At 37.0% G+C, this 25,908-nt stretch carries 32 protein-coding genes; 26 read left to right on the plus strand and 6 right to left on the minus strand.

Annotated features, from left to right (window positions below):
- Nucleotides 1–80 precede the first annotated feature (80 nt).
- The 26 genes from CCAL9328_RS07515 to CCAL9328_RS07640 all read left to right on the plus strand — a co-directional run bounded on the left by CCAL9328_RS07515 (nt 81) and on the right by CCAL9328_RS07640 (nt 21,574).
- Nucleotides 81–1,115, plus strand: coding sequence for a cytochrome-c peroxidase (locus tag CCAL9328_RS07515; protein ID WP_169937133.1), 1,035 nt, complete (start codon nt 81–83; stop codon nt 1,113–1,115).
- A 149-nt stretch (nt 1,116–1,264) separates the two neighbouring features.
- A complete protein-coding gene (gene rplU, locus CCAL9328_RS07520) occupies nt 1,265–1,579 on the plus strand; it encodes a 50S ribosomal protein L21 (protein WP_169937135.1) in 315 nt (104 codons plus the stop codon).
- Between the two features lie 11 nt (nt 1,580–1,590).
- Nucleotides 1,591–1,848: a 50S ribosomal protein L27 gene (rpmA, locus tag CCAL9328_RS07525; RefSeq protein WP_169937136.1), complete on the plus strand. Its 258-nt coding sequence runs from the start codon at nt 1,591–1,593 to the stop codon at nt 1,846–1,848.
- A gap of 139 nt (nt 1,849–1,987) precedes the next feature.
- A complete protein-coding gene (locus CCAL9328_RS07530) occupies nt 1,988–3,787 on the plus strand; it encodes a Na/Pi cotransporter family protein (RefSeq protein WP_170000385.1) in 1,800 nt (599 codons plus the stop codon).
- A 46-nt stretch (nt 3,788–3,833) separates the two neighbouring features.
- Nucleotides 3,834–4,880 (plus strand): GTPase ObgE, encoded by a 1,047-nt coding sequence (gene obgE, locus CCAL9328_RS07535; protein ID WP_170000386.1) that lies wholly within the window; start codon nt 3,834–3,836, stop codon nt 4,878–4,880.
- A gap of 17 nt (nt 4,881–4,897) precedes the next feature.
- A complete protein-coding gene (gene fmt, locus CCAL9328_RS07540) occupies nt 4,898–5,803 on the plus strand; it encodes a methionyl-tRNA formyltransferase (RefSeq protein WP_170000387.1) in 906 nt (301 codons plus the stop codon).
- Nucleotides 5,784–6,419, plus strand: a complete 636-nt coding sequence (locus tag CCAL9328_RS07545) for a biotin--[acetyl-CoA-carboxylase] ligase (RefSeq protein WP_169971821.1) — start codon at nt 5,784–5,786, stop codon at nt 6,417–6,419. Before fmt ends, CCAL9328_RS07545 begins: the two co-directional genes overlap by 20 nt.
- Nucleotides 6,416–7,198 (plus strand): ParA family protein, encoded by a 783-nt coding sequence (locus CCAL9328_RS07550; RefSeq protein ID WP_169937146.1) that lies wholly within the window; start codon nt 6,416–6,418, stop codon nt 7,196–7,198. Before CCAL9328_RS07545 ends, CCAL9328_RS07550 begins: the two co-directional genes overlap by 4 nt.
- An 8-nt stretch (nt 7,199–7,206) precedes the next feature.
- Entirely contained in the window at nt 7,207–8,073 is an 867-nt protein-coding gene (locus CCAL9328_RS07555) for a ParB/RepB/Spo0J family partition protein (protein WP_394346903.1), read from the plus strand.
- Between the two features lie 97 nt (nt 8,074–8,170).
- Nucleotides 8,171–8,593 carry a FoF1 ATP synthase subunit B' gene (locus tag CCAL9328_RS07560; protein ID WP_169937148.1) on the plus strand — a complete coding sequence of 141 codons (423 nt, stop codon included), beginning with the start codon at nt 8,171–8,173 and terminating at the stop codon, nt 8,591–8,593.
- 9 nt (nt 8,594–8,602) lie between these two features.
- The gene (locus CCAL9328_RS07565) at nt 8,603–9,115 is read left to right on the plus strand and encodes a F0F1 ATP synthase subunit B (protein ID WP_169937150.1); all 513 of its coding nucleotides are present in this window, start codon (nt 8,603–8,605) and stop codon (nt 9,113–9,115) included.
- A complete protein-coding gene (locus tag CCAL9328_RS07570; RefSeq protein ID WP_169937152.1) occupies nt 9,115–9,645 on the plus strand; it encodes a F0F1 ATP synthase subunit delta in 531 nt (176 codons plus the stop codon). Before CCAL9328_RS07565 ends, CCAL9328_RS07570 begins: the two co-directional genes overlap by 1 nt.
- A gap of 13 nt (nt 9,646–9,658) precedes the next feature.
- Nucleotides 9,659–11,176, plus strand: coding sequence for a F0F1 ATP synthase subunit alpha (gene atpA / locus CCAL9328_RS07575; protein WP_169937154.1), 1,518 nt, complete (start codon nt 9,659–9,661; stop codon nt 11,174–11,176).
- Nucleotides 11,177–11,185: 9 nt separating this feature from the next.
- A complete protein-coding gene (gene atpG / locus CCAL9328_RS07580; protein ID WP_169937156.1) occupies nt 11,186–12,073 on the plus strand; it encodes an ATP synthase F1 subunit gamma in 888 nt (295 codons plus the stop codon).
- A gap of 18 nt (nt 12,074–12,091) precedes the next feature.
- Complete coding sequence (gene atpD / locus CCAL9328_RS07585; protein WP_169937158.1) at nt 12,092–13,489, plus strand: F0F1 ATP synthase subunit beta; 1,398 nt, start codon at nt 12,092–12,094, stop codon at nt 13,487–13,489.
- Nucleotides 13,490–13,507: 18 nt separating this feature from the next.
- Nucleotides 13,508–13,897 (plus strand): ATP synthase F1 subunit epsilon, encoded by a 390-nt coding sequence (atpC, locus tag CCAL9328_RS07590; protein WP_169937160.1) that lies wholly within the window; start codon nt 13,508–13,510, stop codon nt 13,895–13,897.
- Entirely contained in the window at nt 13,898–14,482 is a 585-nt protein-coding gene (locus CCAL9328_RS07595) for a MotA/TolQ/ExbB proton channel family protein (protein ID WP_169937162.1), read from the plus strand.
- Nucleotides 14,483–14,487: 5 nt separating this feature from the next.
- On the plus strand, nt 14,488–14,886 hold the full coding sequence (locus CCAL9328_RS07600; RefSeq protein ID WP_169971820.1) for a biopolymer transporter ExbD: 399 nt from the start codon (nt 14,488–14,490) through the stop codon (nt 14,884–14,886).
- Between the two features lies 1 nt (nt 14,887).
- A complete protein-coding gene (locus CCAL9328_RS07605) occupies nt 14,888–15,757 on the plus strand; it encodes a TonB C-terminal domain-containing protein (RefSeq protein WP_170000388.1) in 870 nt (289 codons plus the stop codon).
- Nucleotides 15,758–15,808: 51 nt separating this feature from the next.
- Complete coding sequence (gene tolB / locus CCAL9328_RS07610; protein WP_169937167.1) at nt 15,809–17,074, plus strand: Tol-Pal system protein TolB; 1,266 nt, start codon at nt 15,809–15,811, stop codon at nt 17,072–17,074.
- Between the two features lie 59 nt (nt 17,075–17,133).
- A complete protein-coding gene (locus tag CCAL9328_RS07615) occupies nt 17,134–17,637 on the plus strand; it encodes an OmpA family protein (protein ID WP_169971818.1) in 504 nt (167 codons plus the stop codon).
- Nucleotides 17,638–17,643: 6 nt separating this feature from the next.
- Nucleotides 17,644–18,492 (plus strand): tetratricopeptide repeat protein, encoded by an 849-nt coding sequence (locus CCAL9328_RS07620; RefSeq protein WP_169937171.1) that lies wholly within the window; start codon nt 17,644–17,646, stop codon nt 18,490–18,492.
- A 52-nt stretch (nt 18,493–18,544) separates the two neighbouring features.
- Nucleotides 18,545–19,222 carry an FKBP-type peptidyl-prolyl cis-trans isomerase gene (locus CCAL9328_RS07625; protein ID WP_169937173.1) on the plus strand — a complete coding sequence of 226 codons (678 nt, stop codon included), beginning with the start codon at nt 18,545–18,547 and terminating at the stop codon, nt 19,220–19,222.
- Nucleotides 19,223–19,230: 8 nt separating this feature from the next.
- Nucleotides 19,231–20,151: an ACP S-malonyltransferase gene (fabD, locus tag CCAL9328_RS07630; RefSeq protein WP_170000389.1), complete on the plus strand. Its 921-nt coding sequence runs from the start codon at nt 19,231–19,233 to the stop codon at nt 20,149–20,151.
- Nucleotides 20,148–20,831 (plus strand): 5'-methylthioadenosine/adenosylhomocysteine nucleosidase, encoded by a 684-nt coding sequence (locus CCAL9328_RS07635; RefSeq protein WP_169971816.1) that lies wholly within the window; start codon nt 20,148–20,150, stop codon nt 20,829–20,831. Before fabD ends, CCAL9328_RS07635 begins: the two co-directional genes overlap by 4 nt.
- Nucleotides 20,828–21,574 (plus strand): tRNA 2-thiocytidine biosynthesis TtcA family protein, encoded by a 747-nt coding sequence (locus CCAL9328_RS07640; RefSeq protein ID WP_169937180.1) that lies wholly within the window; start codon nt 20,828–20,830, stop codon nt 21,572–21,574. Before CCAL9328_RS07635 ends, CCAL9328_RS07640 begins: the two co-directional genes overlap by 4 nt.
- Before the next feature lie 8 nt (nt 21,575–21,582).
- Here CCAL9328_RS07640 and recO read toward each other — a convergent pair whose 3' ends face one another.
- Genes recO through accD form a run of 6 tightly spaced genes read right to left on the minus strand, consistent with a single transcriptional unit; the run spans nt 21,583 to nt 25,899 of the window.
- Nucleotides 21,583–22,197, minus strand: a complete 615-nt coding sequence (recO, locus tag CCAL9328_RS07645) for a recombination protein RecO (protein WP_169937182.1) — start codon at nt 22,195–22,197, stop codon at nt 21,583–21,585.
- A complete protein-coding gene (locus tag CCAL9328_RS07650; RefSeq protein WP_169937184.1) occupies nt 22,198–23,121 on the minus strand; it encodes a tRNA dihydrouridine synthase in 924 nt (307 codons plus the stop codon). It lies immediately after the preceding gene.
- Complete coding sequence (locus CCAL9328_RS07655; protein ID WP_169971815.1) at nt 23,118–24,119, minus strand: LapA family protein; 1,002 nt, start codon at nt 24,117–24,119, stop codon at nt 23,118–23,120. The genes CCAL9328_RS07650 and CCAL9328_RS07655 overlap by 4 nt, the downstream gene beginning before the upstream one ends.
- A gap of 10 nt (nt 24,120–24,129) precedes the next feature.
- Complete coding sequence (dksA, locus tag CCAL9328_RS07660; RefSeq protein ID WP_169937188.1) at nt 24,130–24,486, minus strand: RNA polymerase-binding protein DksA; 357 nt, start codon at nt 24,484–24,486, stop codon at nt 24,130–24,132.
- A 9-nt stretch (nt 24,487–24,495) separates the two neighbouring features.
- Nucleotides 24,496–24,951, minus strand: a complete 456-nt coding sequence (locus CCAL9328_RS07665; RefSeq protein ID WP_170000390.1) for a 23S rRNA (pseudouridine(1915)-N(3))-methyltransferase RlmH — start codon at nt 24,949–24,951, stop codon at nt 24,496–24,498.
- A 3-nt stretch (nt 24,952–24,954) separates the two neighbouring features.
- Nucleotides 24,955–25,899, minus strand: a complete 945-nt coding sequence (accD, locus tag CCAL9328_RS07670; RefSeq protein ID WP_169937192.1) for an acetyl-CoA carboxylase, carboxyltransferase subunit beta — start codon at nt 25,897–25,899, stop codon at nt 24,955–24,957.
- Between the last annotated feature and the right edge of the window lie 9 nt (nt 25,900–25,908).

Below are 25,908 nucleotides of genomic sequence, written 5' to 3' on the forward strand. Positions count from 1 at the left end.
AATAATAAAATTTATTGTAGTTTTAGTTTTGTTATATTATTATTAAAACCTAATTTAAATCTTTAAAAAAAGGAGTAGTTGTGAAGACTAAAATTTTATTCCTAAGTTCAGTTGCTTTAGCGAGCTCCCTTTTTGCAGGAAATCTTGCAAAAGACGCATTAGATGCAGGCATAGTACCTCTTCCTAGTGATGGAAAAGCACTTACTAAGATGATAAATGACGCAGCGCCTGATGCTAAAGAGTATCCTACTACTATGGCTGCTTATGAGCTTGGCATGAGATTATATTTTGATCCTCGCCTTTCTAAATCAGGCATCATAAGTTGTAATACCTGTCATAACCTAGGTCTTGGCGGTGTTGATGGCGTGCCTGCTTCAACAGGACATAAATGGACTCCAAACCCACATCACGTAAACGCTCCAACTGTTTACAATTCGGTATTTAACTCTGTTCAGTTTTGGGATGGACGTGCCGCACACCTAGCCGCACAAGCTGCAGGTCCTATGACCGCACTTCCTGAGATGGCATCTACCCCTGAGCTTGTTGTGGATAGACTAAAGTCAATCCCTGCTTATGTTGATGAGTTTAAAAAAGCGTTTAATAGCGAGATAAATTTTGATCTTGTAACGACTGCGATTGGAATTTTTGAAAGAACACTTGTCACTCCGTCAAGATTTGACAAATTTCTTGAAGGTGATGAAAATGCACTAAATGATGCTGAGAAAAAAGGTCTTCAAATTTTCCTTGATAAAGGTTGTGCTACTTGCCATAATGGTGTAAATTTAGGTGGAACACTTCAGCCGTTTGAGGTTGCTGCCAAGTATGAATTCGCAGATGTCGGCGACTTTAAAGGCGATGCTAACGGTATGGTCAAAGCACCTACTTTGCGTAATATCGAGCTAACGGCACCGTATTTCCACAATGGCGCGATCTGGTCTTTAAAAGATGCAGTTAAAGCTATGGGAAGTATACAGCTTGGCATAGATATAAATGATAATGAGGCTAGCAGTATCGTAACGTTCTTAAATTCATTAACAGGCAAAATGCCTAAAATCGAATATCCGATGCTTCCCGCTTCTACGGATAAAACTTCAAAACCTGAACTTGACTACTAAAATTTAAGGGGCGCGTTAAGCGCTCCTTTTGCTTTCAACTAAAATTTATTAATTTTATAGTAAAATCCACGACCTATAACCAACAAAGCTCCATAAATCTTTTAAAATTTAAAAGTGCTTTTTGGTAACTTACCACATGAAAGGATAGCATGTCAAAGTACGCTATTATCAAGAACGGCGGGAAACAATACAGAGTTAGCGAAGGTCAATTCCTAAATTTAGATCGTTTTGAAGCCGAAGCAAAATCAACCGTTGAAATTACAGAAGTTTTGGCTGTAAATGACGGCGTAGTTAAGGTAGGTGCACCGTTTGTTGAGGGTGCAAAAGTTGTCTTAGAAGTCGTAGCACTAGGTAAAGATAAAAAAGTTGTTATCTATAAAAAACGTAGACGTAAAGACTCAAAGCTTAAACGCGGTTTTAGAAGACAATACACACGCGTTAAAGTAGTAAGCATAGCAGGCTAAGGAGAAAAGATATGGCACACAAAAAAGGTCAGGGCTCAACCCAAAATAACCGTGATAGTATCGGACGTCGTTTAGGTGTTAAAAAATTCGGTAGCGAATTTGTTCGTGCAGGTAACATTATAATCCGCCAAAGAGGCACAGCAACTCATCCAGGCAATAACGTGGGCATGGGTAAAGATCACACTATCTTTGCTCTTGTTGATGGGTATGTGAAATTTGAGCGTAAAGATAAAAACCGCAAAAAAGTTTCTGTTTATCCAGCAGCTTAATCCTAAACCAGAGGGCTTTTGCCCTCTTTTTCCCTTAAGCTTAAAATATATCTCATAAAATTTCAAATCACTAAAATTTATCCTTTATTTTTGAACTAAACCTGCTATAATTGCGCAAAATTGATCAAGGAAATTTAAATTGCCGTTATTTGAAAATTTTAAACAACAAAAAAATCTTATCTTTCTTTCGCTGTTTTTATCAGCCATCTGTGCTTTAATGCTTATTAGCGAAAGCTTCATGGTTATAGCCTTTGGAATTTGTATATTTTTATATGGAATTTCCGTATTAGAGCTTAGTTTTTCGGGCTTATCAGGTATTGAAACATTTTTAAAAAATACAACAAGTAGCAAATTTAAAAGTTTCCTTTTTGGTCTTATATCTACTTTTATAATGCAATCAAGCGGTCTGGTTAGTGTGATCGCCATATCTTTTTTAAGTGCCAGTCTTATAACGCTTGGTGCCGGATTAGCTATCATTTATGGGACAAATCTAGGCACTGTTTCTACTACTTGGCTGGTTGCAGGTGTTGGGTTAAAAACCCAGATCATTTACTACGCTATGCCGCTTATCATTATCGGCGTTATAATGTTTTTTAATAAGTCAAAAGGTATTAAAAGCGGAGGATATTTTCTTTTTAGTATAGGGCTTTTATTTTTAGGGATACACTATATGAAGTCTGGATTTGACGGTATCAAAGATACTATAGATCTTGCTGCATACGCTATGGACGGTATTAAAGGGCTTTTGGTTTATACGCTCATAGGTATTATCGTAACGGTTTTGATGCAAAGTTCAACGGCAACGCTAACATTAACTATAACGGCTTTAAGCGTAGGGCAGATGAGCTATGAAAACGCCATTGCGATAGCGATAGGCTCAAACGTAGGAAGCACCGTCGTAGCTGTGATTGGTTCGATAAACGCAAATTCCGAGGGTAAAAAGCTGATGTTAGGGCATGTGATATTTAATATAGCCTCTGCAACGATAATGCTTTGTTTTATAAATTCCATCATTCCCATTACTGACTTTGTGGCTGATTTTTTGGGCATAGACGGCAGTGATTATTCGCTAAAACTCGCTATTTTTCATACTTTGTTTAACCTTATTGGAATTGTTATATTTTATCCTTTGACGACAAGGCTGACCATACTTTTAGACCGCCTAATAAAACCGGCTCAAATTCGATCAAAAGTGATAACGGCTAAATTTTTAGATGAAAAATCCATCCAATTCGTCGATAGTGCGTTAATCGTTTTAGTAAAAGAGATGGCACATTTATATGAAAACACGACATCTATCATCGCAAAATCAATTAGCATAAGCAAAAATGATATTGATTCGCCACTTTCATCGCAAGAGGTTATAGAGGCTAAAAATACACCAATGGCTATAGACTTTGACGAGCTTTATAATAATAGATTTAAAGAAGTTTATAGTCAGATAATCAGCTATCTAATAAGCGCTAGCGCAAACGCTACGGAAAAAGATATCGCTAAATTTATGGATATTCGTCGTGGGGCGCTTTTGTTGGCAGAAACATTAAAAGATGTAAAAAATATCCAGCCAAATGTATTTAAATTTATGAGTTCATCTAACGAATACATAAAAGCCGAATACAACAAACTTCGTGTAAAAATTTTACATATTTTACGCGTTATAAAGCGTATCCAAGACTTTGAGATAGATAGCAAATCAGGGCTAAAAGAGCTAAGGCGACTTTATGATGAGTATGAAAGTGTGCAGTTTGCACCTGATATTTTGCTAAACGAGCGTAAAATTTCAAACAAAATGGCGACATCGCTCATGAACGACACCGATATCGTAAAAGAAATGACTAGAAATTTGTTAAAAATTATCGAAATAATATCTACTAGAAGCGAAGATGAGGGAGAATTTGAGATAATTAGACGCAACCTCATGAGTAGCAAACAGCTTTAAATTTCAGCAATTTTAGCTATAATCGCCTAAAAATTAAAGGTAAAATATGTTTATAGATAGCGTAAAATTAACATTGGCTTCAGGACATGGCGGAGCCGGAGCTGTAAGTTTTAGACGTGAAAAACACGTTATTTTAGGTGGTCCTGATGGCGGAGATGGCGGAGATGGCGGAGATGTTTATTTTGTCATCGACAACAACTCTCATACACTAGCGGCATATAAAGGCAAAAACAAACTAAGCGCTAAAAACGGCAAGCCAGGCATGGGTTGTAGGATGACTGGCAAAAAAGGCGAGAGCTTGGAGCTTATCGTTCCACCGGGAACTGCCGTGTATGATGATGAAACTGGAGAGTTACTACTTGATCTAGTAAACGAGGGCGAGCGAGTGTTGTTTTTAAAAGGGGGTAAAGGCGGTCTTGGTAACGTACATTTTAAAAGCTCGACCAACCAAGCTCCTGAATACGCACAAAAAGGCACTCCAGAAGAAATTTGCAATGTTCGTTTAGAGTTAAAGCTAATTGCCGATGTCGGACTTGTCGGCTTTCCAAATGTTGGTAAAAGCACGCTTATATCGACTGTTTCAAACGCTAAACCACAGATAGCAAACTATGAATTTACAACCCTTACGCCAAAACTTGGACTCGTAGAAGTTGATGAATATAACGGCTTTGTTATGGCTGATATCCCAGGTATAATCGAAGGTGCAAGCGATGGACGAGGACTTGGAATTCAGTTTTTAAAACACATCGAGCGAACTAAAATTTTGCTTTATATGATAGATCTAGCAAACTACCGTGAGCTTGATAAGCAGTTTTTTACTCTTCGTGCCGAGGTTGAGAAATTCTCTCCTGAGCTTGCCAAAAGAGACTATGCTATTGCACTAACCAGAATGGATGCGGCAGAAAATTTAGAGGAAAAAGTAGGTGAATTTATAAGCAAGCTTGGTCTTAAGGCTGGAGATAAATTTAAGCAAGATATTTATGAATTCGATGCCTTAAAACCATACTTCATACTACCTATCAGCTCTGCGACAAACGAAAACATAAACGAGCTTAAATTTAGCTTGCTTGAATTACTTAAAAAAGATAAGTAACCGTCGCAGGAGATAGTATGAATATAATTTTTATGGGAACTCCCGAGTATGCTACGGATATATTAAGTGAAATTTTAAAAGCAGGCATCAATGTTGTAGGCGTATTTACTCAGCCCGACAAGCCGGTTGGTAGGAAGCAGGTTTTAACTCCGCCGCACATCAAAACTTTTTTAAATGAGAACTATAAAGATATCCCTGTGTTTCAACCTATAAATTTAAAAGAGCAAGAAACACATGAACAAATTCGTTCTTTAAAACCTGACTTTATTGTGGTTGCAGCTTATGGTCAGATCTTACCTAAGGCCATTTTAGATATCGCTCCTTGTATAAATTTACATGCCTCCATACTTCCTAAATATCGCGGTGCAAGCCCCATACAAAGCGCACTTTTAGCGGGAGAAACGACAACGGGTATAACGGCGATGCTGATGGATGAGGGGCTTGATACGGGTGCGATGCTTGCATTTGCATATACAAACTGTGAAGATAAAACAAGCGGAGAACTTTTTGATGAACTTGGAAAGATCGCAGGAGAACTTATAGTCGATGTTTTGCAAAATTTTCCAACCATCACACCACAGCCGCAAGATGACACGCAAGCTACGATTTGCAAGAAGATAAAAAAACAAAGTGGACTTTTTAGCTTTGACGAAGATGCTAGTCAAATTTATAATAAATTTCGTGCCTACACGCCTTGGCCCGGGATATTTTTAGAAAGCGGACTTAAAATTTTAAGCCTAAAACCATTACAGATGAGCGGAAAAAGTGGTGAAATTTTAGAAATTTCAAAAGATGGTTTTGTTGTTGCTTGTAAAAGCGGTGCTTTGCAAATTTTAAGCCTGCAAGAGCCAAGCAAAAAGGCTGTTAATGCGACGGCGTATCTAAACGGCAAAAGGCTTGGCATTGGTGATAGAATTTCTTGAGGAGTGTGCCTCAACGCATAATGAAATTTCCCAAGGCGTAAGAGTCGGTGTCATAAAGCCGCCATTTGCTATGTGCGCTAAAACCCAAACAGCAGGTGTTGGAAGTAGGGGAAATAAATGGATAGGACTTGAGGGCAATCTTTTTTTATCATTTTGCTTGCATAAAAACGCACTTCCTGATGACTTAAATGACGCGTCGATATCTATTTATTTTTCCATGATAATGAAAAATTTTTTAGAAAATTTAGGTTCTAAAATTTGGGTTAAATGGCCAAATGATTTTTACGTAAATGACCTTAAAATCGGCGGAACGATCAGCACTAAAATAGGCGAAATTTATATCGGAAGCATAGGTTTAAATTTAGCCCGCGCTCCCCAAAATACGGGTGTTTTAGACATCAAAACTATTCCGAATGACGTTGTCTGGGGCTTTTGCGATAAGCTTGAAGAAAAAATCCCGTGGAAGCAAATTTTTAGCAAATTTAAGATAGAATTTGAGCGTTCAAAGAGTTTCATAACGCATATAAATGGCGAAATAGCGGATTTATCGGCAGCTTCGCTTTGTGAAGATGGTTCTATTTTGTTAGATAATAAAAAGGTGTATTCTTTAAGATGAGTGAAGTTATAACAATAGCAAATCAAAAGGGCGGAGTAGGTAAGACGACTACGGCAGTAAATTTAGCAGCCTCATTAGCAGTCGCAGAGAAAAAAGTCTTACTTATTGATATTGATCCGCAAGCAAACGCTACTACGGGAATGGGATTTAGTAGAAGTGACTATGAATTTAATATCTACCATGTTTTAACTGATCGCAAAAAACTTTCGCAAATAGTACTAAAAACAGAAATCCCAACACTTTTTCTAGCGCCGTCAAATATCGGCTTGGTTGGCATAGAGCAGGAATTTAACGACCAAAGTAAAGATTACAAACTGATCTTGAAAAACAAAATAGCCGAGGTTTTAGACGATTATGACTTTATCATCATCGATAGCCCTCCTGCTCTTGGCAGTATTACGATAAATGCTTTAAGTGCTAGCGATAGCGTTATTATACCGATACAGTGTGAATTTTATGCACTTGAGGGGCTTGCGCTTATACTAAATACAGTAAAAATCATCAAAAAAACTATAAATCCAAAGCTTAGCATAAAGGGATTTTTGCCGACCATGTTTAGTTCTCAAAACAATCTCTCAAAAGAGACGGTGGCAAATTTAAAGCAGCATTTTAAGCACAAGCTTTTTGTTAGCAAAGACAGCGAAGATGATTTGGTTATTATCCCGCGTAATGTAAAGCTTGCCGAAAGCCCGAGTTTTGGCAAGCCGGTTATTCTTTACGATATAAAGTCACCAGGCTCGATCGCATATCAAAATTTGGCTCATTCGATACTTAATTAAGGACAATAATGGCAAAGAAAAAGTTAGAAATCAATCTAGGAAATATGCTCTCTGACGCAAATTCTGCATACAAAGATGATGATGTTCTTGACTATTTTGGACTTAGCTCCGATGTGGTTGAAGAGATTGATGTAGCTAAAATATCGCCAAATCCATATCAACCACGTAAAAATTTTGATGAAGAAGCCTTAAAAGAATTGGCTCAAAGTATTAAACGACACGGTCTTATTCAACCTATTATTGTTATTAGAAAAGACGGCGGATATATGCTTATCGCGGGCGAGCGTAGATTTAGAGCCACAAAGCTACTTAATGAAAGCAAGATAAAGGCGATAGTTGCCAACCTAGAATCAAAAAATTTAAGAGAAATCGCACTTATTGAAAATATTCAACGTGAAAATTTAAATCCTATAGAGCTTGCTAATTCGTATAAAGAACTTATAAGCGAGTATAAAATCACCCAAGAGGGGCTATCAAATATAATCCACAAAAGTCGCACGCAAATAACAAACACAATGCGTCTTTTGCTTTTAAGCGAAACAACAAAACGACTTTTGCAAGAAGATAAAATCACGCAAGGTCATGCAAAAGTCATAGTTGGACTTAAGCCTGATGAGGAAAAAATGGTAGTTGATACTATCATTGGACAAAAACTTAGTGTGCGCGAAACCGAAAATTTAGTCAAAAAAATAAAATCCGGAAACGAGATCAAAAAAGAGATTTTAGAAGTATCTAAAGAGTATGAAAGTGAACTTTCAAATCTTCAAAAAATATTTAAAAATTTCAATATAAATGCAAAGATAAAGTCAAAAAATTTAATATTAAAATTTGACGACATATCGCAGATACAAGACTTTATAAATAGACTAAAATAATTTTTATGGAGTTTAATCTTATTTTTTACTAAATTATTGTAAAATTAGGCTCGATTTTATTTATTAAATAAAACTTAAAAACAAAGAAGGAGAGTGGATGTTAGAGATAGATTTGCCTCTAGTCGTCTTAACGGCCATGGTTTTCTTGGCTCTTATTGCTATTTTAAATCCTCTGCTTTACAAACCTATGTTGAAATTTATAGATGAACGAAACGCCTCTATAAAAAGCGACGAGGAAAGTACGAGTAAAAATGCAAATGACCTTAGCGTTCATGAAAAAGAGATAGAAAATATCATCTTAAACGCTAGAGCTGAGGCTAACAAGATTAGACAAGATGCCTTGAGTGCCGCAAAAGACAGCGCTTTTAAAGAAGCTGAGGCAAAAAGGGCTGAATTTGAAGCTGACTACAACAGTTTTTTAAATTCTTTAAGCGCTCAAAAAGAGCAGTTAAAGGCTGATTTGGTTGCAAATTTACCGGAACTTAAGTCAGCGTTAAATAGCAAATTGGCTAGAATTTAAAGGAGTGTTATGAAGATAAAATTTTTACTTCTAATGGTTTTACCTATACTTGCTTTTGCTAGTGATCACAGTGGTGCAAACTACGACATAATCGAAAGAGCATTAAACTTTTTGTTGTTTTTTAGTATTTTGATCTACTTTGTCGCTAAACCACTTAAACAACTATACTTAGATAGGATAGCAAACATAGCTAATAAGCTTGAAAGTATCCAGGAAAAACTTCGCGCTTCAAAAGCCAAAAAAGATGATGCTTTAAAACGTGTTGAAGAGGCTAAAATCAATGCTGCTTCACTTGTTGAAACAGCTAAAAAAGAGGCTCAAAATTTAGTTCAAAAAGTTAAAAAAGAGAGTGAGCTAGAGATTGTAAACATGGAAAGAAGCTTCAAAGATCAAAAAGATTTTGAAGAGCGCAAGATGACAAAAACAGTCGTTAATGAGATCTTGAATGAAATTTTTGCTAGCGATAGCTTAAAAATCGATCAAAAAGAACTCATCAATATCATACTAAAAAAGGTTAGCTAATGAATGAAGCGGTAACAAAAAAATACGTAAAAGCTATTTTAGGCAACCTAAATGCTAACGACCTGGAGAAATTTGTAGCAAATTTAGCTGAAATTTCAGCTGCTTTTGGTGTTGAAAAATTTAGAAATATTATAAATTTACCAACATTAAAAAGCATGCAAAAGGTTGAATTTATACTGTCACTTGTAAATAACCCTAGTCAAAATTTTGTAAATTTTATAAAATTGCTAGGCAGCAACAAAAGACTTGAAATAATACCAGCAGTACTTGCAGAGATAAAAGCGCAACAAGCAAAGCTAAATAACATTTACAACGGTAATGTTGTTGGAAATTTTGATATAAACGATGATCAACTTAAGTCATTGGAAGAAAATTTCTCAAAACGCTTTGATGCAAAAGTGAAGCTTGATGGCGAAAATAGCGATTATAACGGTATTAAGATAGAGCTTGATAGTTTGGGGGTAGAGGTAAATTTCTCTATTGATAGATTAAAAGCTCAACTAAGCGAACATATATTAAAAGCAATTTAAAAGGAGTAAAAGCGTGAGTGCAAAAATTAAAGCTGACGAAATTAGCGCGATAATTAAAGAGCGAATTGAAAATTTCGATCTAAGCGTTGACGTTGAAGAAACGGGCAAGGTTATATCGGTTGCTGACGGTGTTGCTAATGTTTATGGTCTTAAAAACATTATGGCAGGCGAAATGGTTGAATTTGAGAGCGGCGAAAAAGGCATGGCTCTTAACCTTGAAGAGAGCAGTGTAGGTATAGTTATCCTTGGCAAAACAAGCGGTATACAAGAGGGAAGCTCTGTAAAAAGACTAAAAAAACTTTTACGTGTTCCTGTTGGTGACGCACTTATCGGTCGTGTTGTAAACTCACTTGGTGAGCCAATAGACGCAAAAGGTCCTATCGAAGCTACTGAAACTCGCTTCGTAGAAGAAAAAGCAAAAGGTATCATGGCTAGAAAATCAGTTCATGAGCCACTTCAAACAGGTATTAAAGCCATCGACGCACTTGTGCCTATCGGTCGCGGACAACGCGAGCTAATCATTGGTGACCGCCAAACTGGTAAAACAACAGTTGCGATAGATACCATCATTAACCAAAAAGGTCAAGATGTTGTATGTATCTATGTTGCTATTGGTCAAAAGCAATCAACCGTCGCTCAGGTTGTTAAAAAACTTGAAGAATACGGCGCAATGGACTATACTATCGTTGTAAATGCTGGTGCATCTGATGCTGCAGCACTTCAATATCTTGCTCCATATGCTGGTGTTACAATGGGTGAATACTTCCGTGATAATTCACGCCATGCGCTAATTATTTATGATGATTTATCAAAACACGCTGTTGCATACCGCGAGATGTCACTTATCTTACGTCGTCCTCCGGGTCGTGAGGCATATCCTGGTGACGTTTTCTACCTACACTCAAGACTACTTGAAAGAGCAAGTAAGCTAAACGACGCACTTGGCGCTGGTTCATTAACGGCTCTTCCTATTATCGAAACACAAGCCGGTGACGTTTCTGCGTATATTCCAACTAACGTTATTTCGATTACCGACGGACAAATTTTCCTTGAGTCTGACCTATTTAACTCAGGTATCCGCCCTGCGATCAACGTTGGTCTTTCTGTTTCTCGTGTTGGTGGTGCGGCTCAAATTAAAGCTACAAAACAAGTTTCTGGTAACCTAAGACTTGACCTTGCCCAGTATCGCGAGCTTCAAGCGTTTGCGCAATTTGCAAGTGACCTTGACGAAAGTTCAAGAAAACAACTAGAGCGTGGACAGAAAATGGTTGAAGTTCTAAAACAACCTCCTTATAGCCCACTAGCTGTTGAAAACCAAGTTGTAATCGTATTTGCAGGTTCAAAAGGCTACTTAGATGATATAGCCACTACAAGTGTTACTAAATTTGAAGCAGAGCTTTATCCTTATATAGAGGCTAAATATCCTGAAATTTTTGAACAAATTAGAACTAAAAAAGTTCTTGACAAAGAAGTTGAAGAGCTTTTACATAAAGCGTTGAAAGACTTTAAAGCGACTTTCTCTGCTAACTAAGGCTAGAATATGTCAAATTTAAAAGATATCAAACGAAAGATCAAGAGTGTTCAAAATACACAAAAGACTACTCGTGCGATGAAACTTGTTTCTACCGCCAAGCTTCGTAAGGCGGAAGAAGCGGCACGATATTCAAGAGTGTATGCACTTAAGATAAATGAAGTTTTATCGGAGATAGCATATAAGATAAATCAATACGCTTCAGTTGCGGCTGAAAGTAAATTTTTCAATACAAAAGAGAAGATTGAAAAGGTTGATATTATTTTTGTTACTGCCGATAAAGGGCTTTGCGGAGGATTTAACGTCCAAAGCATCAAAACCGTTAGAAATATGATAGAGGAATTTAAATCCAAAAAGATCAAAGTTCGTCTTCGTGCTATCGGTAAAAAGGGTATTGAATTTTTTAACTTTCAAGGCGTTGATTTGCTAGAAAGTTATGTTGGAGTAAGTTCTTCTCCGACATACGAGAAAGCTCAAGGCATCATAAAAGAAGCTATAGATGACTTCTTAAGCGGTGCAACCGATAAGGTTATCTTGGTTCATAACGGATATAAAAATATGATCTCACAAGAGATTAGAGTAAATGAGATTGTCCCTATTGAGCCGGCAAAGATTATCGGTGTTGAAACAAATTCGTTAATGGAATTTGAGCCTGAGGATAATTATTCTCAAATTTTAAACGAGCTTTTACAAAAGTATTTTGAATATAGTATGTATTATGCACTTATTGACTCGCTTGCAGCTGAGCATAGTGCAAGGATGCAGGCTATGGACAATGCTACAAATAATGCAAAAGAGCGCGTAGGACAATTAAATCTTGCCTACAATAAAGCAAGACAACAGTCTATCACTACTGAACTTATTGAGATTATCAGTGGTGTTGAGTCAATGAAGTAAGAAAGTAAAGGAGTATAAATGAAAGGTATTATTAGCCAAGTTATGGGACCTGTCGTTGACGTTGATTTTGGCGACTATCTCCCGAAAATTAACGAAGCTATCGAAGTTTATTTTGAAGTTGAGGGCAAGAAAAATAAGTTAGTTCTTGAAGTTGCCGCTCATCTTGGAGATAACCGCGTAAGAACGATTGCTATGGATATGAGTGAAGGCCTTACTCGTGGACTAGAGGCTACGGCTCTTGGTGCACCTATAACCGTGCCTGTAGGCGAGAAAGTGTTAGGTAGAATTTTTAACGTTGTCGGCGATCTTATAGACGAAGGCGAAGGTGTTGAATTTGATAAACATTGGTCTATTCACCGCGATCCACCTCCGTTTGAAGAGCAAAGCACAAAAAGTGAAATTTTTGAAACAGGCATTAAGGTTGTTGACCTTCTTGCCCCTTATGCAAAAGGTGGTAAAGTTGGTCTGTTTGGTGGTGCTGGTGTTGGTAAAACAGTTATCATCATGGAGCTTATCCACAACGTTGCATTTAAACATAGCGGTTACTCTGTATTTGCAGGCGTTGGAGAGAGAACTCGTGAAGGAAACGACCTTTATCATGAAATGAAAGAGTCAAACGTTTTGGATAAAGTTGCCCTATGCTATGGCCAGATGAATGAACCACCAGGGGCAAGAAACCGTATCGCACTTACTGGTCTTACAATGGCTGAATACTTCCGTGATGAGATGGGACTTGATGTTTTGATGTTTATCGATAATATTTTCCGTTTCTCTCAATCAGGTTCAGAGATGTCAGCACTTCTTGGACGTATCCCATCAGCTGTTGGTTATCAACCAACACTTGCTAGTGAGATGGGCAAATTCCAAGAGAGAATTACATCAACCAAAAAAGGCTCTATTACTTCTGTTCAGGCAGTTTACGTTCCTGCAGACGACCTTACTGACCCGGCTCCTGCAACGGTTTTTGCTCACCTTGATGCAACAACAGTTCTTAACCGTGCTATTGCTGAAAAAGGTATCTATCCTGCGGTTGACCCACTAGACTCAACTTCGCGTATGCTTGACCCTCAAATTTTGGGTGAGGATCACTATAAAGTTGCTCGTGGCGTTCAAGCTGTTCTTCAAAAATACAAAGACCTACAAGACATCATTGCGATTCTTGGTATGGATGAGCTTAGTGAAGAAGACAAAGTTACAGTTGATAGAGCTAGAAAGATCGAAAGATTCCTATCTCAACCATTCTTCGTTGCAGAGGTATTTACTGGAAGCCCTGGTAAGTATGTAAGCCTTGAGGAGAGCATTGCCGGATTTAAAGGCATACTTGAAGGTAAATACGATCATCTTCCTGAAGCGGCATTCTATATGGTTGGAAGCATTGATGAGGCTATCGCTAAGGCAGAAAAACTTAAGGCTTAATTTTAAAAAGGAAGCGTAATGGATAAATTACATTTAGAAATAGTAACTCCTCAGGGTCAGGTTTTTGCAAATGACGTGAGTAGTGTAGTGCTTCCGGGTAGCGAGGGTGAATTTGGCGTTTTGCCAAATCACGCCTCTTTAATATCGCTCTTAAAAGCAGGTATTATTGACATAGAAGATAAAAATAAAAATCATGATATTGTTGCTATTAACTGGGGGTATGCCAAGATAGACGAAGGTAAGGTCGTTGTTTTGGCAGATGGAGCTGTATATGTATCAGGTAAAAGCGAGAGTGAACTAGCAAATGCCCTAAATAAAGCTAAGGAGCTTATAGAGAGCATGAGTAGTGAAACAAATGCCTTTGCAGCGACAATCGCAAAAATGGAAAATATGGTGAAAGCGAAATAAGTGAGCGGAATAGATCTGTTTTTAAACTATGTCCAAAGAAGTAGCTTTATTACTATTATTGTTTTAAGCTGGTTATCTATATATTTTATAATCAGCTTTACAATACTTTTTTCAAGAATGGCAGGTATTGCGGCGTGGCAAAAACGAGAGCAAAATGCTCTTGAATCTTTGCTAATGGGTGCAAAAAATATCCCAAATGAATCAAGCTTGCGTAAATGTGCGGGAAGCAAAATTTCTCGCGAGAAGCTCAATGTTTGTATCAGTGTAGCAGAAAAAAATGCCACCAGCGGACTTACATGGCTTAGTATTATAGCTTCAACATCGCCGTTTATAGGTCTTTTTGGAACAGTTATATCGATACTTGAGACGTTTTCACAACTTGGCAACGGTGCAAATTCGTCACTTGGCGTAATAGCTCCGGCCATATCAGAGGCTCTTGTTGCAACCGGAGCTGGTATTTTTGTCGCGATCCCAGCATATACATTTAATCTACTAATTAAACGAAAAGCATACGAGCTAACAAGCACTATTGAACGTGAAGCCGATGTTTTGATCGCTTTAAAAAGAGAAGAAAACGAGATTTAGCATATATGGCTTTAAAATTTGACGAGGGGCAACCCGAGCTTAATATTACTCCGCTTGTTGATATTATGCTCGTTTTGCTCGCTATTTTAATGGTAACAGCACCAACTATAGTTTACCAAGAGGATATTGCACTTCCTGATGGTTCCAAGACCAAAACTTCTGCAGCAAAGCAAAAAGACTTGGTTGTATATATTAATGTCGAAAGAAAAGTTAGGATAGAACAGGCTTTAATAAATTTAGCCGAACTACCTGATAATGTTATTTTAATGGCTGTAAAATATGACAAATCATCACCCGTATATATAAAAGCTGATAAAAATTTAAAATACGATGATGTTATGTTTGTTTTAAAAACATTAAAAAATGCCGGTTTTAACAAAGTTGCTTTAGAAACAAACGGATAATATGTCAGATCGTTCAAAATTTCCTACGATTAGTTCGTTTTTCGTAGCTTTATCTATATATATATCAATAATTCTTGTTCTCTTCGTAAAACTTACATTTTTTACGGAGCCTGCAAAGAAATATACTGACGATAAAGATGCTTTTATGGATATTGTTATGGTTGAAAGCGAAATTGCTGAAACCATAAAAGCTCCAAAGCAAGAGGAAAAACAAAAAGAGACAAAACCTGTTCCTAAAGAGGAGGTAAAGGAAGAGCCTAAACAAGAAACTACAAACAAATCAGTTCCGCAAGAACCTTTGCCAACGCCGAGTTTGCCTACTCCAAAAGAAGAGAGTAAACCCACAGCCAAACTTCCACCTAGCCAAGATGAGCTTGCAAAAGAAGAACCAAAACCAGAAATTCCAGATATAAAAGATCTCTTTAAAAATATCGACACAGCAAAACTTAAAGAAGATAGCGGTATATCAAAACCGCAAAAAGTTCAAAGTCGTAAAAAAAGTGAAACATCAAATTCTGCTGAGCCTAGTTCACAAGCCAGCGATATAGTAAAAAGTTTACAAATAGACTCGACTCCAAAAGCTCCAAAATCACAAATGAGCGGTGTCTATGATCCGCTTATGGGAGCTATATCAAAACAGATACAAAGAAAATGGCAAAGCTATAAAGCAAATTCAAATAGTGTAGCTAAAATCAAAGCCGTTATTGACGGTAGTGGAAATTTCAGTTACGAAATCTTGGAATTGCCGCATGATGCGGCTTTTAATGAAAAGGTTAAAGAGTGTTTAGAGCGTTTAACTCGTGAGAAATTTCCTTTTTCAGCAGGTAAAACGATATCTATTAGCCTTAGTTTAGAAGATAAATTAGAATAAATTTAAAAATTTTAGATACATTACCAAAAATAAAAATCAAATGGAGAGAGTATGAAAAAGATCGTTCTTTTTTTGTGTTGTACGTTGTGGCTTTATGCCGCTGATGCTACCATGTCTATTATAAATCAAGGTATCGCACTTCCCAAAATCGCTCTGCAAGACGCAACTACGGCGGTTAGTGATCCAAGTTTTAAAGAGAAATTTTTTAAGATTATGCTTGGGGATTTAAAGGTTAGTTCTGATTTTGAGGTTATTGAAGAGCACATAGCTTCTACCTACGAAGGCACGGCTGAGACTAATACTATGGGTGGTAAAGGTGTTGAGCTTATTTTTAGATACGCTCTTGAAGGCTCGGCAAATTCACCTTTGACATTAAAAGTTAAGTTGATTAATGCAAAAACTGCAAGTGTTAAATACGAAAGAATTTATACAATGCCAGATGGTGCGAAATATCCATTTTTGGCACACAAAAGTATAGTTGAGCTGACAAATGAGTTAAATTTACCTCCTGTTGGTTGGATGGAGAAATTTATTATCTTTTCAAAATACACATCTGCAAGACAAAGTTCAATAGTTGTGGCAGACTACACACTCACATATCAAAAGACTATAGTAAGTGGCGGGCTTAATATATTTCCAAAATGGGGTGGAGCTGATCAAACTAAATTTTACTACACCTCGTATGTGAATAACAAACCAACTCTTTTTAAATATGATCTTTCAAACGGAACTAAAAGTAAAATCATAGACAGCAACGGTATGTTAATAGCTTCTGACGTTAGCAAAGACGGCAATACGATTTTGCTTACAATGGCGCCAAAAGATCAACCTGACATCTATACATACAATATCGCCAGCAAAAAACTCACCCAAGTTACAAACTATCCTGGAATAGACGTAAATGGAAATTTTGTGGATGCAGACCAAAGAGTGGTTTTTGTTTCCGATAGACTTGGCTATCCAAATGTATTTGCCATAAATTCAAACGGAAGCGGAAGTGTTGAACAGATGGTTTTTCACGGTAAGAACAACAACTCTGTAAGTACATTTGAAAATTACATAGTTTATTCTAGCCGTGAAGACAACAATGATGCCGGAACTTTTAACATCTATCTTATCTCTACTAAAACTGATTTTATAAGACAGTTAACGGCAAGTGGTAAAAATAACTACCCTAGATTTTCAAGCGATGGACAAAGTGTTGTATTTATAAAACAGCTTGGTTCTCAAAGTTCTTTGGGGGTTATTAGGCTAAATGAGAATAGAAGTTTCCAATTTCCATTAAAAATCGGTAAAATTCAGTCAATAGATTGGTAAATTTTTGTAAATTTATGGTATAATTCCACACAAATTTTAAATCATTAAAAGGATTGCAAATGAAAAAAGTAGTTCTAGCAAGTGTTGCTGTTGCAGCTTTATTGTTGAGCGGTTGTAGCTCTAAAAACCCTGAGGTAGATATGAGCGCTGACGCTAATAAAGGTGCTGATACAAATATGATGAGCGATGCTGATAGACTAGCTGCTCTTATCGCAAATATCGAAGGTCAAGTTAAAAATGTATACTTCGACTTTGACAAATTCAACATTAAAGCTGACCAACAAGGTGTTGTAAGCGGTAATGCTGTAGTATTTAATCAAGAAGAAGCAAAAGCTCTTTCTATTAAAGTAGAAGGTAACTGCGACGAGTGGGGTACTGATGAGTACAACTACGCTCTAGGTCTAAAACGTGCTAAAAGCGTAAAAGACGCTCTTGTTAGAAACGGCGTTGATGCAGATAGAGTAGCTGTTGTTAGTTTCGGTGAGAGTAACCCAGTTTGCACAGATAAAACTAAAGCATGCGACGCTCAAAATAGACGTGCAGAATTCAAAGTTCTTCCATAATTAGTAATGAATCAAAAAATATTACTTCTTGCGGCCCTAAATTTTGGGGTCGCAATCTCTCTTTTTGCTGAAGTTTCTGCATTTGATGCCGGTAATATAAACACTGCTTCGCCTTATGGTTTAACAGACGGGGAAAAAGCTGCCTTAAGTAATAGGCGTAGTGTTCAAAATATTGAAGAAAATATGAATAGTGTTTCAGAACAGCTTCAAGGTCTTCAAAGTTTGATTGAAAGCATGAGTTTAAGGATGAATAAACTTGAGCAAAGAGTTGATGACTTAGAAACTAGAGTTAACGGCGATGTAAATAACTCTGGAAATAGCCTCGCTTCACTTAAAGCCTATGTCGAAGAAACAAGAAAAATTCAAGATAGAAATTATAAAAATATAACAGACACATTAAATAAATTAAGTGGTTTGATAGATAAAAAAAATACAAATACTTCAAATAGCCAAAAAGCTTCTGATCAAAATCAAAATAAAACTAAATCAAATTTTTCAGGTAAAAATGATAAAGATGTAATGTCTGACGGTATAAAACTTTTAAATTCAAATAAAACTTCCGAAGCTGCAGAGTATTTTGAATATCTTTTGAAAAAAAACTATAAACCATCTACTTCAAATTTTTATCTAGGCGAAGTTGCATATAAGCAAAAATCATACAGCACTGCAATAAAATACTATCAAAAAAGTATAGAAGCCAACGACAAGGCTGACTATACACCAAAACTTCTATACCATACGGCGATAAGCTTTGATAAAATAGGTGACACTCAAAGCGCAAATCGCTTCTATAAGGCTCTTAAGGTCGGATACCCAGACAGTAAAGAAGCCAAAGCCTCTCCAGATCGTAATTAACATTAAACTTTTTTAGATATAATCTTATTTTTATTTTAATAAGGAGATATTTATGAGTAAAGATCAAGTCATAACTATGTTTTATGAGTTAAAGGATGCCGATAGCGGTGAAATTTTAGAGTCAAATATGCAAGGTGGCGCCGAAATTTCATTTATAACGGGTCGTGGCCACATTATAGAAAAATTAGAAGAAGAAGTTAGTAAATTAAAATCCGGAGATAGAACTGAAATTGCTATCAATGCTGCCCAAGCGTGCGGCGAATACAACGCCGAAGCTATCCAAGCTTTGCCAAAAGAACAATTCGCGGGTATTGATTTAAGAGAGGGCATGGAGCTATTTGGTCAAAATGAAGATGGCTCAAGTGTTCGTGTAATTGTTAAAGAGATTAAAGACGATGAAGTTGTAGTAGATTTTAACCATCCTTATGCGGGTCGCAACTTATTATTTAATGTTGAAATTCTAGAAGTTAGAGAAGCAACAGAAGATGAAAAGGCTACAGGCATGGTTGCCGGTGCTCACACTTGTGGTTGTGGCGGTCACGGACATGATCATGGCGATGGCGGCTGCTGCGGCGGACACGGTCATCATGAGCACGGCGATGGTGAGTGTTGTGGCGGTCACGGACATGGACATGATCATGGAGAAGGCGGATGTTGCGGTGGTCATGGCCACGATCATGATGACGATCATGGACACGGTGGCGGCTGCTGCGGTAGACACCATCATTAAGATATAGCATGAAAACAGCATTTATATTTCCTGGCCAAGGATCTCAAACTCTCGGCATGGGAAGAGAATTTTATGAAAATTTCAGTAGCTCTCGTGAGCTACTAGAACTTGCGTCAGATGAGCTAAAGATCGATTTTAAAAATTTGTTATTTGAAGAGAATGACAAACTAAACATAAGCGAATTTACCCAGCCGGCTATTGTTTTAAATTCGCTTATGACATTTTTGGCTTTCAAGGAACGCATTAGTACCTCTTCAGAATTTTCTTTAGGTCACTCACTTGGAGAATTTAGCGCATTGGCTGTTAGTGGTGCATTCGAGTTTGTAGAGGCTTTAAAGATAGTAAATTTACGAGGAAAATTTATGCAGCAAGACTGTGACGGCAAGGGTGCCGGCATGATGGTTGTATTAAATTTAGCTGATGAAACTATAAATAATATCTGCCTTGAAGCAAGAACACAAGGGCTTTGTGCCTATGCTGCAAATTTTAACTGCAACGGTCAAGTGGTGGTAGCCGGTCTTAGTTCTGATCTGGCACAACTTGAGGCAAAATTTAAGGAAGCCGGTGCAAAAAGAGCTATGCTTTTAAATATGTCGGTTGCAAGTCACTGTCCTTTGCTTGAAAATGCTTCACAAAAACTTGGCGAAGAGCTTGCAAGATATCTAAAAGATGATTTTGCTCCGGTTGTATCAAATGTAACGGCAAAGCCTTATAAAAGTCGTAACGAGGCTTTAAATTTACTTAAACAGCAACTAATCAAGCCAGTTCTTTATAAACAAAGCATAGAAAATAATCCCGTTGATATATTTGTTGAATTTGGTGCAAAGATTCTAAGCGGCATAAATAAAAAAATCACCGATACACCTACGATCAGCATTACCGATATGGCAAGTCTTGACGAGGCTGTTAAAATTTTGGAGGATAAATGATAGCAATACTTGGTGCGATGAACGAAGAGATAACGCCTATTTTAAATAGACTACAAGGCTACGAAGTTATTGAGTATGCAGGTAATAAATTTTATACATCAAACTACAACGGTAAAGATATAGTTGTTGCTTATTCAAAGATAGGCAAGGTTAATGCCGCTCTTACAGCAAGTATTTTGATACAAAAATTTAAAGCAGAAAAACTACTCTTTACCGGTGTAGCGGGCGCTCTTGCCGATGGGCTTAAGATAGGAGATTTACTTTTTGCAACAAGTCTTGTTCAACATGATTTGGATATTACGGATTTTGGTCATCCTTATGGCTATGTGCCAGGTATTGAAATTTTTACAAAAACCGATGAGGGTTTAAATGAGATAGCAAAGAGTGTCGCTAAAAAACACGCCATAGATCTTAAAAGCGGTATTATCGCAACTGGCGATCAGTTTGTTTGTCGCCAAGAGAAAAAAGACTGGATAAAAAATACATTTAATGCTTCTGCGGTTGAGATGGAGGGTGCTAGTGTAGCGCAAGTTTGCACACAATTAGATGTGCCATTTTTTATGATGCGCGCCATAAGTGATGAGGCGAGCGGTGATGCAACATGTGATTTTGACGAGTTTTTGCATACTTCGGCTGAAGTTAGTGCGGATTTTGTTCTTGACATGGTTTCGCAACTATGATAGATCTTAGCAAAAAGCTACTTCGCGTAGTCGGTCAGACGAACGCTAAATATAAAATGTTTGAGGAAAATGACAAAATTTTACTTGCGCTAAGCGGCGGTAAAGACAGTATGACCTTGGCACACTTGCTTAAGCATTTTTGCTCGGTAAGCCCGTTAAATTGGGATTTTCAAGCTGTTACCGTTAGCTATGGTATAGGTGAGAATTTTGTTCCTATAAAAGAGCATTTTAAAGAGCATGAAATTCCTTACGAGGTCATTGACACTAATATCTTTGAATTTGGTAAGGAAAAGATCCGCGAAAATACGACTTTTTGTAGCTTTTGCAGTCGTATGCGTCGCGGATATCTTTACAGTTATGCGTTAAAAAACGGCTTTAACAAAATAGCCATCGCACATCATTTAGATGATGCTGCCGAGAGTTTTTTTATGAATTTGACATATAACGGAGCTCTAAGAACACTAGCTCCAAAATATGCGGCAGAAAACGGACTAAGTGTTATAAGACCGTTAATCTTAGTTCGTGAAAGACAGCTTAGGGATTGTGCGGTTAAAAACGAAATTCCTATAATGAACGAAGAGGAGAGCTGTCCTGCTAGAACATATGGCGGCAAGTCTCCACGTGCACGAGCTGAAACTAAAGATATGCTATCAAATTTAGAGCGTGAAAATCCAAAATTTTTCATTTCATTAAAATCAGCCTTTGAAAATATCCACTCAGATACATTTTTTAAGGCATATTAAATTTGATGTCAAAATCCTTCTAGGATGATTTGATAAATTTTATTTACATCATTGTCGCTTAGTTCTATCGTGCTGTTGGTGTTAAAAAGAATTTCTATCGCTTGCTTATCAAATTCATCTCTTTTAAAACAATGTGGATGCGAGAGTAGAAAACCTCTTGTTAGGCACACTTTATCCTTGATAACTTCATCGCAAACAAAGCACTCAAATTCGGAGTGTAAACGTCCCTCGGCTTCTAAAATTCTAATATAACTTTCGATAATTAAACGTTTTGGATTGGCAAGCCCAAAGCGTTTGGCGCAAATTTCAAGCTCGTTAAAATAAATTTGATCTACACTGTCTATGTCTTTTAAATGCAGATAAAAAAGCCTCATTAATTGTTGCCATATAATAAGTTTGTCACGATTTGTGAGCCATCTAAAACCAAGATGCAAGACGCTTCTTAGTTGCGGTAAGAAATTTTGATTTTCTACAAGTTCAAAGTCGATTTTATATCCGGTCATAATATTAGCATGACGAGCGCCGTAAAACCGATAGGATTTTATAACATTTTCTTCCGTTAGAATATACACCAAAAGGTCTTCGTCTTTAACCTTTTGCGTATGTATGATGTAGCCTTGCATCTAAGCAAAAAAACTCTCTATCAATGCTCGCATGACGCCAGTATCTTCGATACGGTTTATCTCGTTGCGAAAATTTGTAGCCTCGCTCATGCCTTTGCTGTATTGGTGTAGATGTTTGCGAAATATATTACTTCCACGTTCGCCGTAATGCTCTATCATTGCGTCAAAATGAGCCAAGATGATCTCTCTTTTTAAATTTATATCTACACTTTTGCCACTTTTTATCTCATTAAATATCCATGGCTTGCCGATACTTGCTCTTCCTATCATGAGGGCGTCGCAGTTTGTGGTATTTAAAATTTCATCAGCATTTTGTGCGTTTATATCTCCATTTGCTATAACGGGAATTTTAATGGATGATTTTACTTGTGCAATAGCGTCGTAATCAACTTGCGCGCTATAGCCACCGGCTCTTGTTCGTCCATGGATCGCAATGTAGTCAGCTCCAGCATCTTCACATGCTTTTGCGATGCTAACATGGTTTTTTTCGTTAAAACCAAGCCTTATTTTTACGCTTGTTAGTTTTTTATTGGAGGTTTCTTTTATTGTTTTTATTATTTGTTTTAAAAGTTCAAGATCGTTTAAAAGCGCCGATCCTGCACATTGGCGTACAACCTTTGGCACAGGACATCCGCAGTTTAGGTCTATGCCGTCTATATCGTCAAATTTATTGATTATTTGAACGGCTTTTTTGATGTTTGCTACATCGCTACCTGCTATTTGCACGATATATGGATTTTCATTTGGAGATTTCTTAAGCATTTCTAATGTTTTATCGGAGCCTTCATAGACCAATGCATTTGCGCTTATCATCTCGCTTACTGTCACATCACAGCCAAATTTCTTAACAACGCTGCGCAAAGGCAGGTCGGAAAAGCCTGCCAATGGAGCTAAAAATAGAGGTTTTTTAGAAAAGTCGATCATTTATAAAACAAAGAGGTGGATACTATCTTGCCGTTATCTCGTAAAAATAATAGAGTTTTTATCTCTTTAAACTCGTCGTTATCGCTACCTTCTATTGCATCTCTTACTTTGTCTATCATTTGAAGCTCATATAGGGCATATATGTAAGCTTCCTCTGCATCTGCATGATCAGTTTTTAACTGTTCAAATACCGCAATAAATGCATCCGGTTTTAGTTTGTCTTTTAGTAAAATAGCTGATTTTACGTATTGTTCTTTTGTTATTTTGACATTATTAAGTAGCTCAACTATCTCGTCTTTTTCTAAGGCTATCTCATCATTAACAAACCTACTTACGATAAGCATTATCTCGTCAGCGCTAAGGCTAAAATTTGCTCTTTTTATCTCTTGATAGCTTGTTGTTTTTATCATTTTCTCGCGCACCGCTTTAAGTAAAGACTCGTCTGCATTTGAAGAATTTTTTAAAATTTCAGCGTAGTAGTTGCTTAGTTTTTCTACTTTATTTACTTCGTTCTTTAAATTTAGAGGATTTTCTTTTGGAAGTTTAAATTTTTTGATATCAACAACGTCGCCGTTTTGAACACTTTTTACATTTTGTATTACGCTATTTATTTCAGCATCTTCGATACTAGTGTCTTTGTTTTGATTCCAAGGAGACAGTATGCGAAGTATTTGAGCTGGAATTTTATAAATATCTGTTTTAAATTCTTTGTTTGACTCAAGACCAAGTAAAATTTCTTTTGTCATCTCTTTATATAATGCACCGTCTTTTTTGATGTTTCTTTTATATCTATACATACTAAAACTGTGATAAAGTATATGAAGCACTGCAAGCAGCGAAAAGAGCGCAACTGGAAGCATAAACCATATAGCAAGAGGAAGGGTTAAAGAGTAATCTAAAAGGTTAAATGTATGTTCAGAGTTATCTAGCGTGTATATAAATGCGCCGACCAAACAAACGTAAATGACAGAGTAGATAAAAAATCGTCTAGTTTTCATCCGATATCCTTTATTTTTTGGCTGTTTTTTCAACTATTTCACGACATGTTATGCAGTATCTTGCATGTGGTTTTACTTTAAGCCTAGCCATGCCTATCTCCTCTTCACACATTTCGCAAATTCCGTAGGTATTGTTAAAAATTTTACTCAAAGAGAGTGCTATCTCGTCAAGTTCGGCTCTTTGTTGAGCTGAGATTGATTGTTCGATTAATTGATCGGTATTGATGGAAGCTATGTCAAATTCGTCACTTACGCCACTATCTCTTAAGCCGTTTACCTCACTTGCAGCATCGTCAATGTTCTTTTTTATTTGAATTTTTCTATCTTCAAGAAGTTTCTTAAAAAATTCTAAATCTTTTTGTGTCATCTATGTCCTTTATTTATGATAGGGATGGTTTGCATTTATACAAAGTCCTCTAAAAATTTGCTCAAATAGCATGAGCTTGGCTATCTTGTGCGCCAATGTCATCGGGCTTAGACTAATGATCTTGTCTGCTTTATTTTTTAAATTTTCACTAAGGCCGTAAGCGCCACCGATGAAGAAGTTGATTTGATTGTTGTTTTCAAAAATTTTTGCAAAATCTTTGCTGTTTAAACTGCTTCCGCGCTCATCAAGCATGATGCAGTAGCCTTTTAAATTTGGCTCATAAACTTCGTCATAAGCCTTTAAAGCATCATTTACTCCTATGCTTTGAGCCTTTGCGATTTTATCATTAAAAAGTATTTTGTCTTTAATATTTGCAAATTTAGCCGACATTTTTATATACTCTTTGATCTCTTTTTCAAAGTTATCGGCTTTTGTTTTTTGTATACTAAAAACAGAAATTTCCAACATTTAGCCTTTGTTTTTTAACTTTAATTCAAACGGCTTATCGTTAGAATTTAAAAATTCTTGATTTTCCAACTCATCAAGGGTTGGTTTTTTGTGCTTAAGCGGTGCGTTGTTTGTTAAAAATTTTATCATATCGCTTATAAATTTCTTATGTTCGTTTCTAGGAACGATAGCATCGATAAGTCCGTGTTCTAGTAAAAATTCAGCCCTTTGAAAACCGTCCGGCAGATCAGCTCCGATAGTTTGTTTTATAACACGCTGTCCTGCAAATCCTATAAGTGCACCGGGCTCTGCTATGATAATATCTCCAAGCCATGCAAAACTAGCGCTTACACCACCCATGGTAGGGTCTGTTAGGACAGAAATGTAAGGAATTTTAGCCTCATCAAGAAGCTTAAGAGCTGCAGATGTTTTTGACATTTGCATTAAAGAAAATGTGCTTTCTTGCATTCTTGCTCCGCCTGAAGCGCTTATGATAACTAATGCTTCTTTCTTTGTGATAGCGCGCTTGATGGCACGAACGATCTTTTCTCCCTCTACCGAGGCAAGAGACCCACCCATAAAGCCAAAGTCAAATACCACAAGTTGGATACCAACACCTTCGCATTTCGCTTCTCCGCAAATTACTGAGCTGTTTCGTCCTGTCTTTTCACTACTTTCGCTAATACGCTTTTTGTAAGATTTTTTATCAACAAAATTTAGCGGGTCAACAGGCTTTAAATTTGCATCAAATTCAATAAATGTGCCTTCATCGCATATAAGTTTTATACGTTCTTCCGGTTTTAATCTCATGTGGTGAGCGCACTTTGGGCATACGTTAAAACACGCCTCAACCTCTTTATAATACATTAACGAGTGACAGTGGTCACACTTTACCCAGTGAGTTGGCGCCTCTTCCGGGCGTGGCTGCGTTTTTCGTATTTTGGAAAAAATATCGGTAAAATTCATTTTCTGACC

It is taken from the genome of Campylobacter sp. RM9328 (assembly GCF_012978615.1).

Excerpts from the sequence above, each read along its gene's own strand:
- CCAL9328_RS07565 (WP_169937150.1), top strand. The coding sequence starts at position 8,603 with ATGAAGATAAAATTTTTACTTCTAATGGTTTTACCTATACTTGCTTTT.
- rplU (WP_169937135.1), top strand. The coding sequence starts at position 1,265 with ATGTCAAAGTACGCTATTATCAAGAACGGCGGGAAACAATACAGAGTT.
- obgE (WP_170000386.1), top strand. The coding sequence starts at position 3,834 with ATGTTTATAGATAGCGTAAAATTAACATTGGCTTCAGGACATGGCGGA.
- CCAL9328_RS07650 (WP_169937184.1), bottom strand. The coding sequence starts at position 23,121 with ATGATCGACTTTTCTAAAAAACCTCTATTTTTAGCTCCATTGGCAGGC.
- CCAL9328_RS07635 (WP_169971816.1), top strand. The coding sequence starts at position 20,148 with ATGATAGCAATACTTGGTGCGATGAACGAAGAGATAACGCCTATTTTA.
- CCAL9328_RS07550 (WP_169937146.1), top strand. The coding sequence starts at position 6,416 with ATGAGTGAAGTTATAACAATAGCAAATCAAAAGGGCGGAGTAGGTAAG.
- CCAL9328_RS07620 (WP_169937171.1), top strand. The coding sequence starts at position 17,644 with ATGAATCAAAAAATATTACTTCTTGCGGCCCTAAATTTTGGGGTCGCA.
- CCAL9328_RS07600 (WP_169971820.1), top strand. The coding sequence starts at position 14,488 with ATGGCTTTAAAATTTGACGAGGGGCAACCCGAGCTTAATATTACTCCG.
- accD (WP_169937192.1), bottom strand. The coding sequence starts at position 25,899 with ATGAATTTTACCGATATTTTTTCCAAAATACGAAAAACGCAGCCACGC.
- fabD (WP_170000389.1), top strand. The coding sequence starts at position 19,231 with ATGAAAACAGCATTTATATTTCCTGGCCAAGGATCTCAAACTCTCGGC.
- fmt (WP_170000387.1), top strand. The coding sequence starts at position 4,898 with ATGAATATAATTTTTATGGGAACTCCCGAGTATGCTACGGATATATTA.
- rpmA (WP_169937136.1), top strand. The coding sequence starts at position 1,591 with ATGGCACACAAAAAAGGTCAGGGCTCAACCCAAAATAACCGTGATAGT.
- tolB (WP_169937167.1), top strand. The coding sequence starts at position 15,809 with ATGAAAAAGATCGTTCTTTTTTTGTGTTGTACGTTGTGGCTTTATGCC.
- atpC (WP_169937160.1), top strand. The coding sequence starts at position 13,508 with ATGGATAAATTACATTTAGAAATAGTAACTCCTCAGGGTCAGGTTTTT.
- CCAL9328_RS07570 (WP_169937152.1), top strand. The coding sequence starts at position 9,115 with ATGAATGAAGCGGTAACAAAAAAATACGTAAAAGCTATTTTAGGCAAC.
- dksA (WP_169937188.1), bottom strand. The coding sequence starts at position 24,486 with ATGACACAAAAAGATTTAGAATTTTTTAAGAAACTTCTTGAAGATAGA.
- CCAL9328_RS07555 (WP_394346903.1), top strand. The coding sequence starts at position 7,207 with ATGGCAAAGAAAAAGTTAGAAATCAATCTAGGAAATATGCTCTCTGAC.
- recO (WP_169937182.1), bottom strand. The coding sequence starts at position 22,197 with ATGCAAGGCTACATCATACATACGCAAAAGGTTAAAGACGAAGACCTT.
- CCAL9328_RS07640 (WP_169937180.1), top strand. The coding sequence starts at position 20,828 with ATGATAGATCTTAGCAAAAAGCTACTTCGCGTAGTCGGTCAGACGAAC.
- CCAL9328_RS07625 (WP_169937173.1), top strand. The coding sequence starts at position 18,545 with ATGAGTAAAGATCAAGTCATAACTATGTTTTATGAGTTAAAGGATGCC.
- CCAL9328_RS07615 (WP_169971818.1), top strand. The coding sequence starts at position 17,134 with ATGAAAAAAGTAGTTCTAGCAAGTGTTGCTGTTGCAGCTTTATTGTTG.
- CCAL9328_RS07655 (WP_169971815.1), bottom strand. The coding sequence starts at position 24,119 with ATGAAAACTAGACGATTTTTTATCTACTCTGTCATTTACGTTTGTTTG.
- CCAL9328_RS07605 (WP_170000388.1), top strand. The coding sequence starts at position 14,888 with ATGTCAGATCGTTCAAAATTTCCTACGATTAGTTCGTTTTTCGTAGCT.
- atpG (WP_169937156.1), top strand. The coding sequence starts at position 11,186 with ATGTCAAATTTAAAAGATATCAAACGAAAGATCAAGAGTGTTCAAAAT.
- CCAL9328_RS07560 (WP_169937148.1), top strand. The coding sequence starts at position 8,171 with ATGTTAGAGATAGATTTGCCTCTAGTCGTCTTAACGGCCATGGTTTTC.
- atpD (WP_169937158.1), top strand. The coding sequence starts at position 12,092 with ATGAAAGGTATTATTAGCCAAGTTATGGGACCTGTCGTTGACGTTGAT.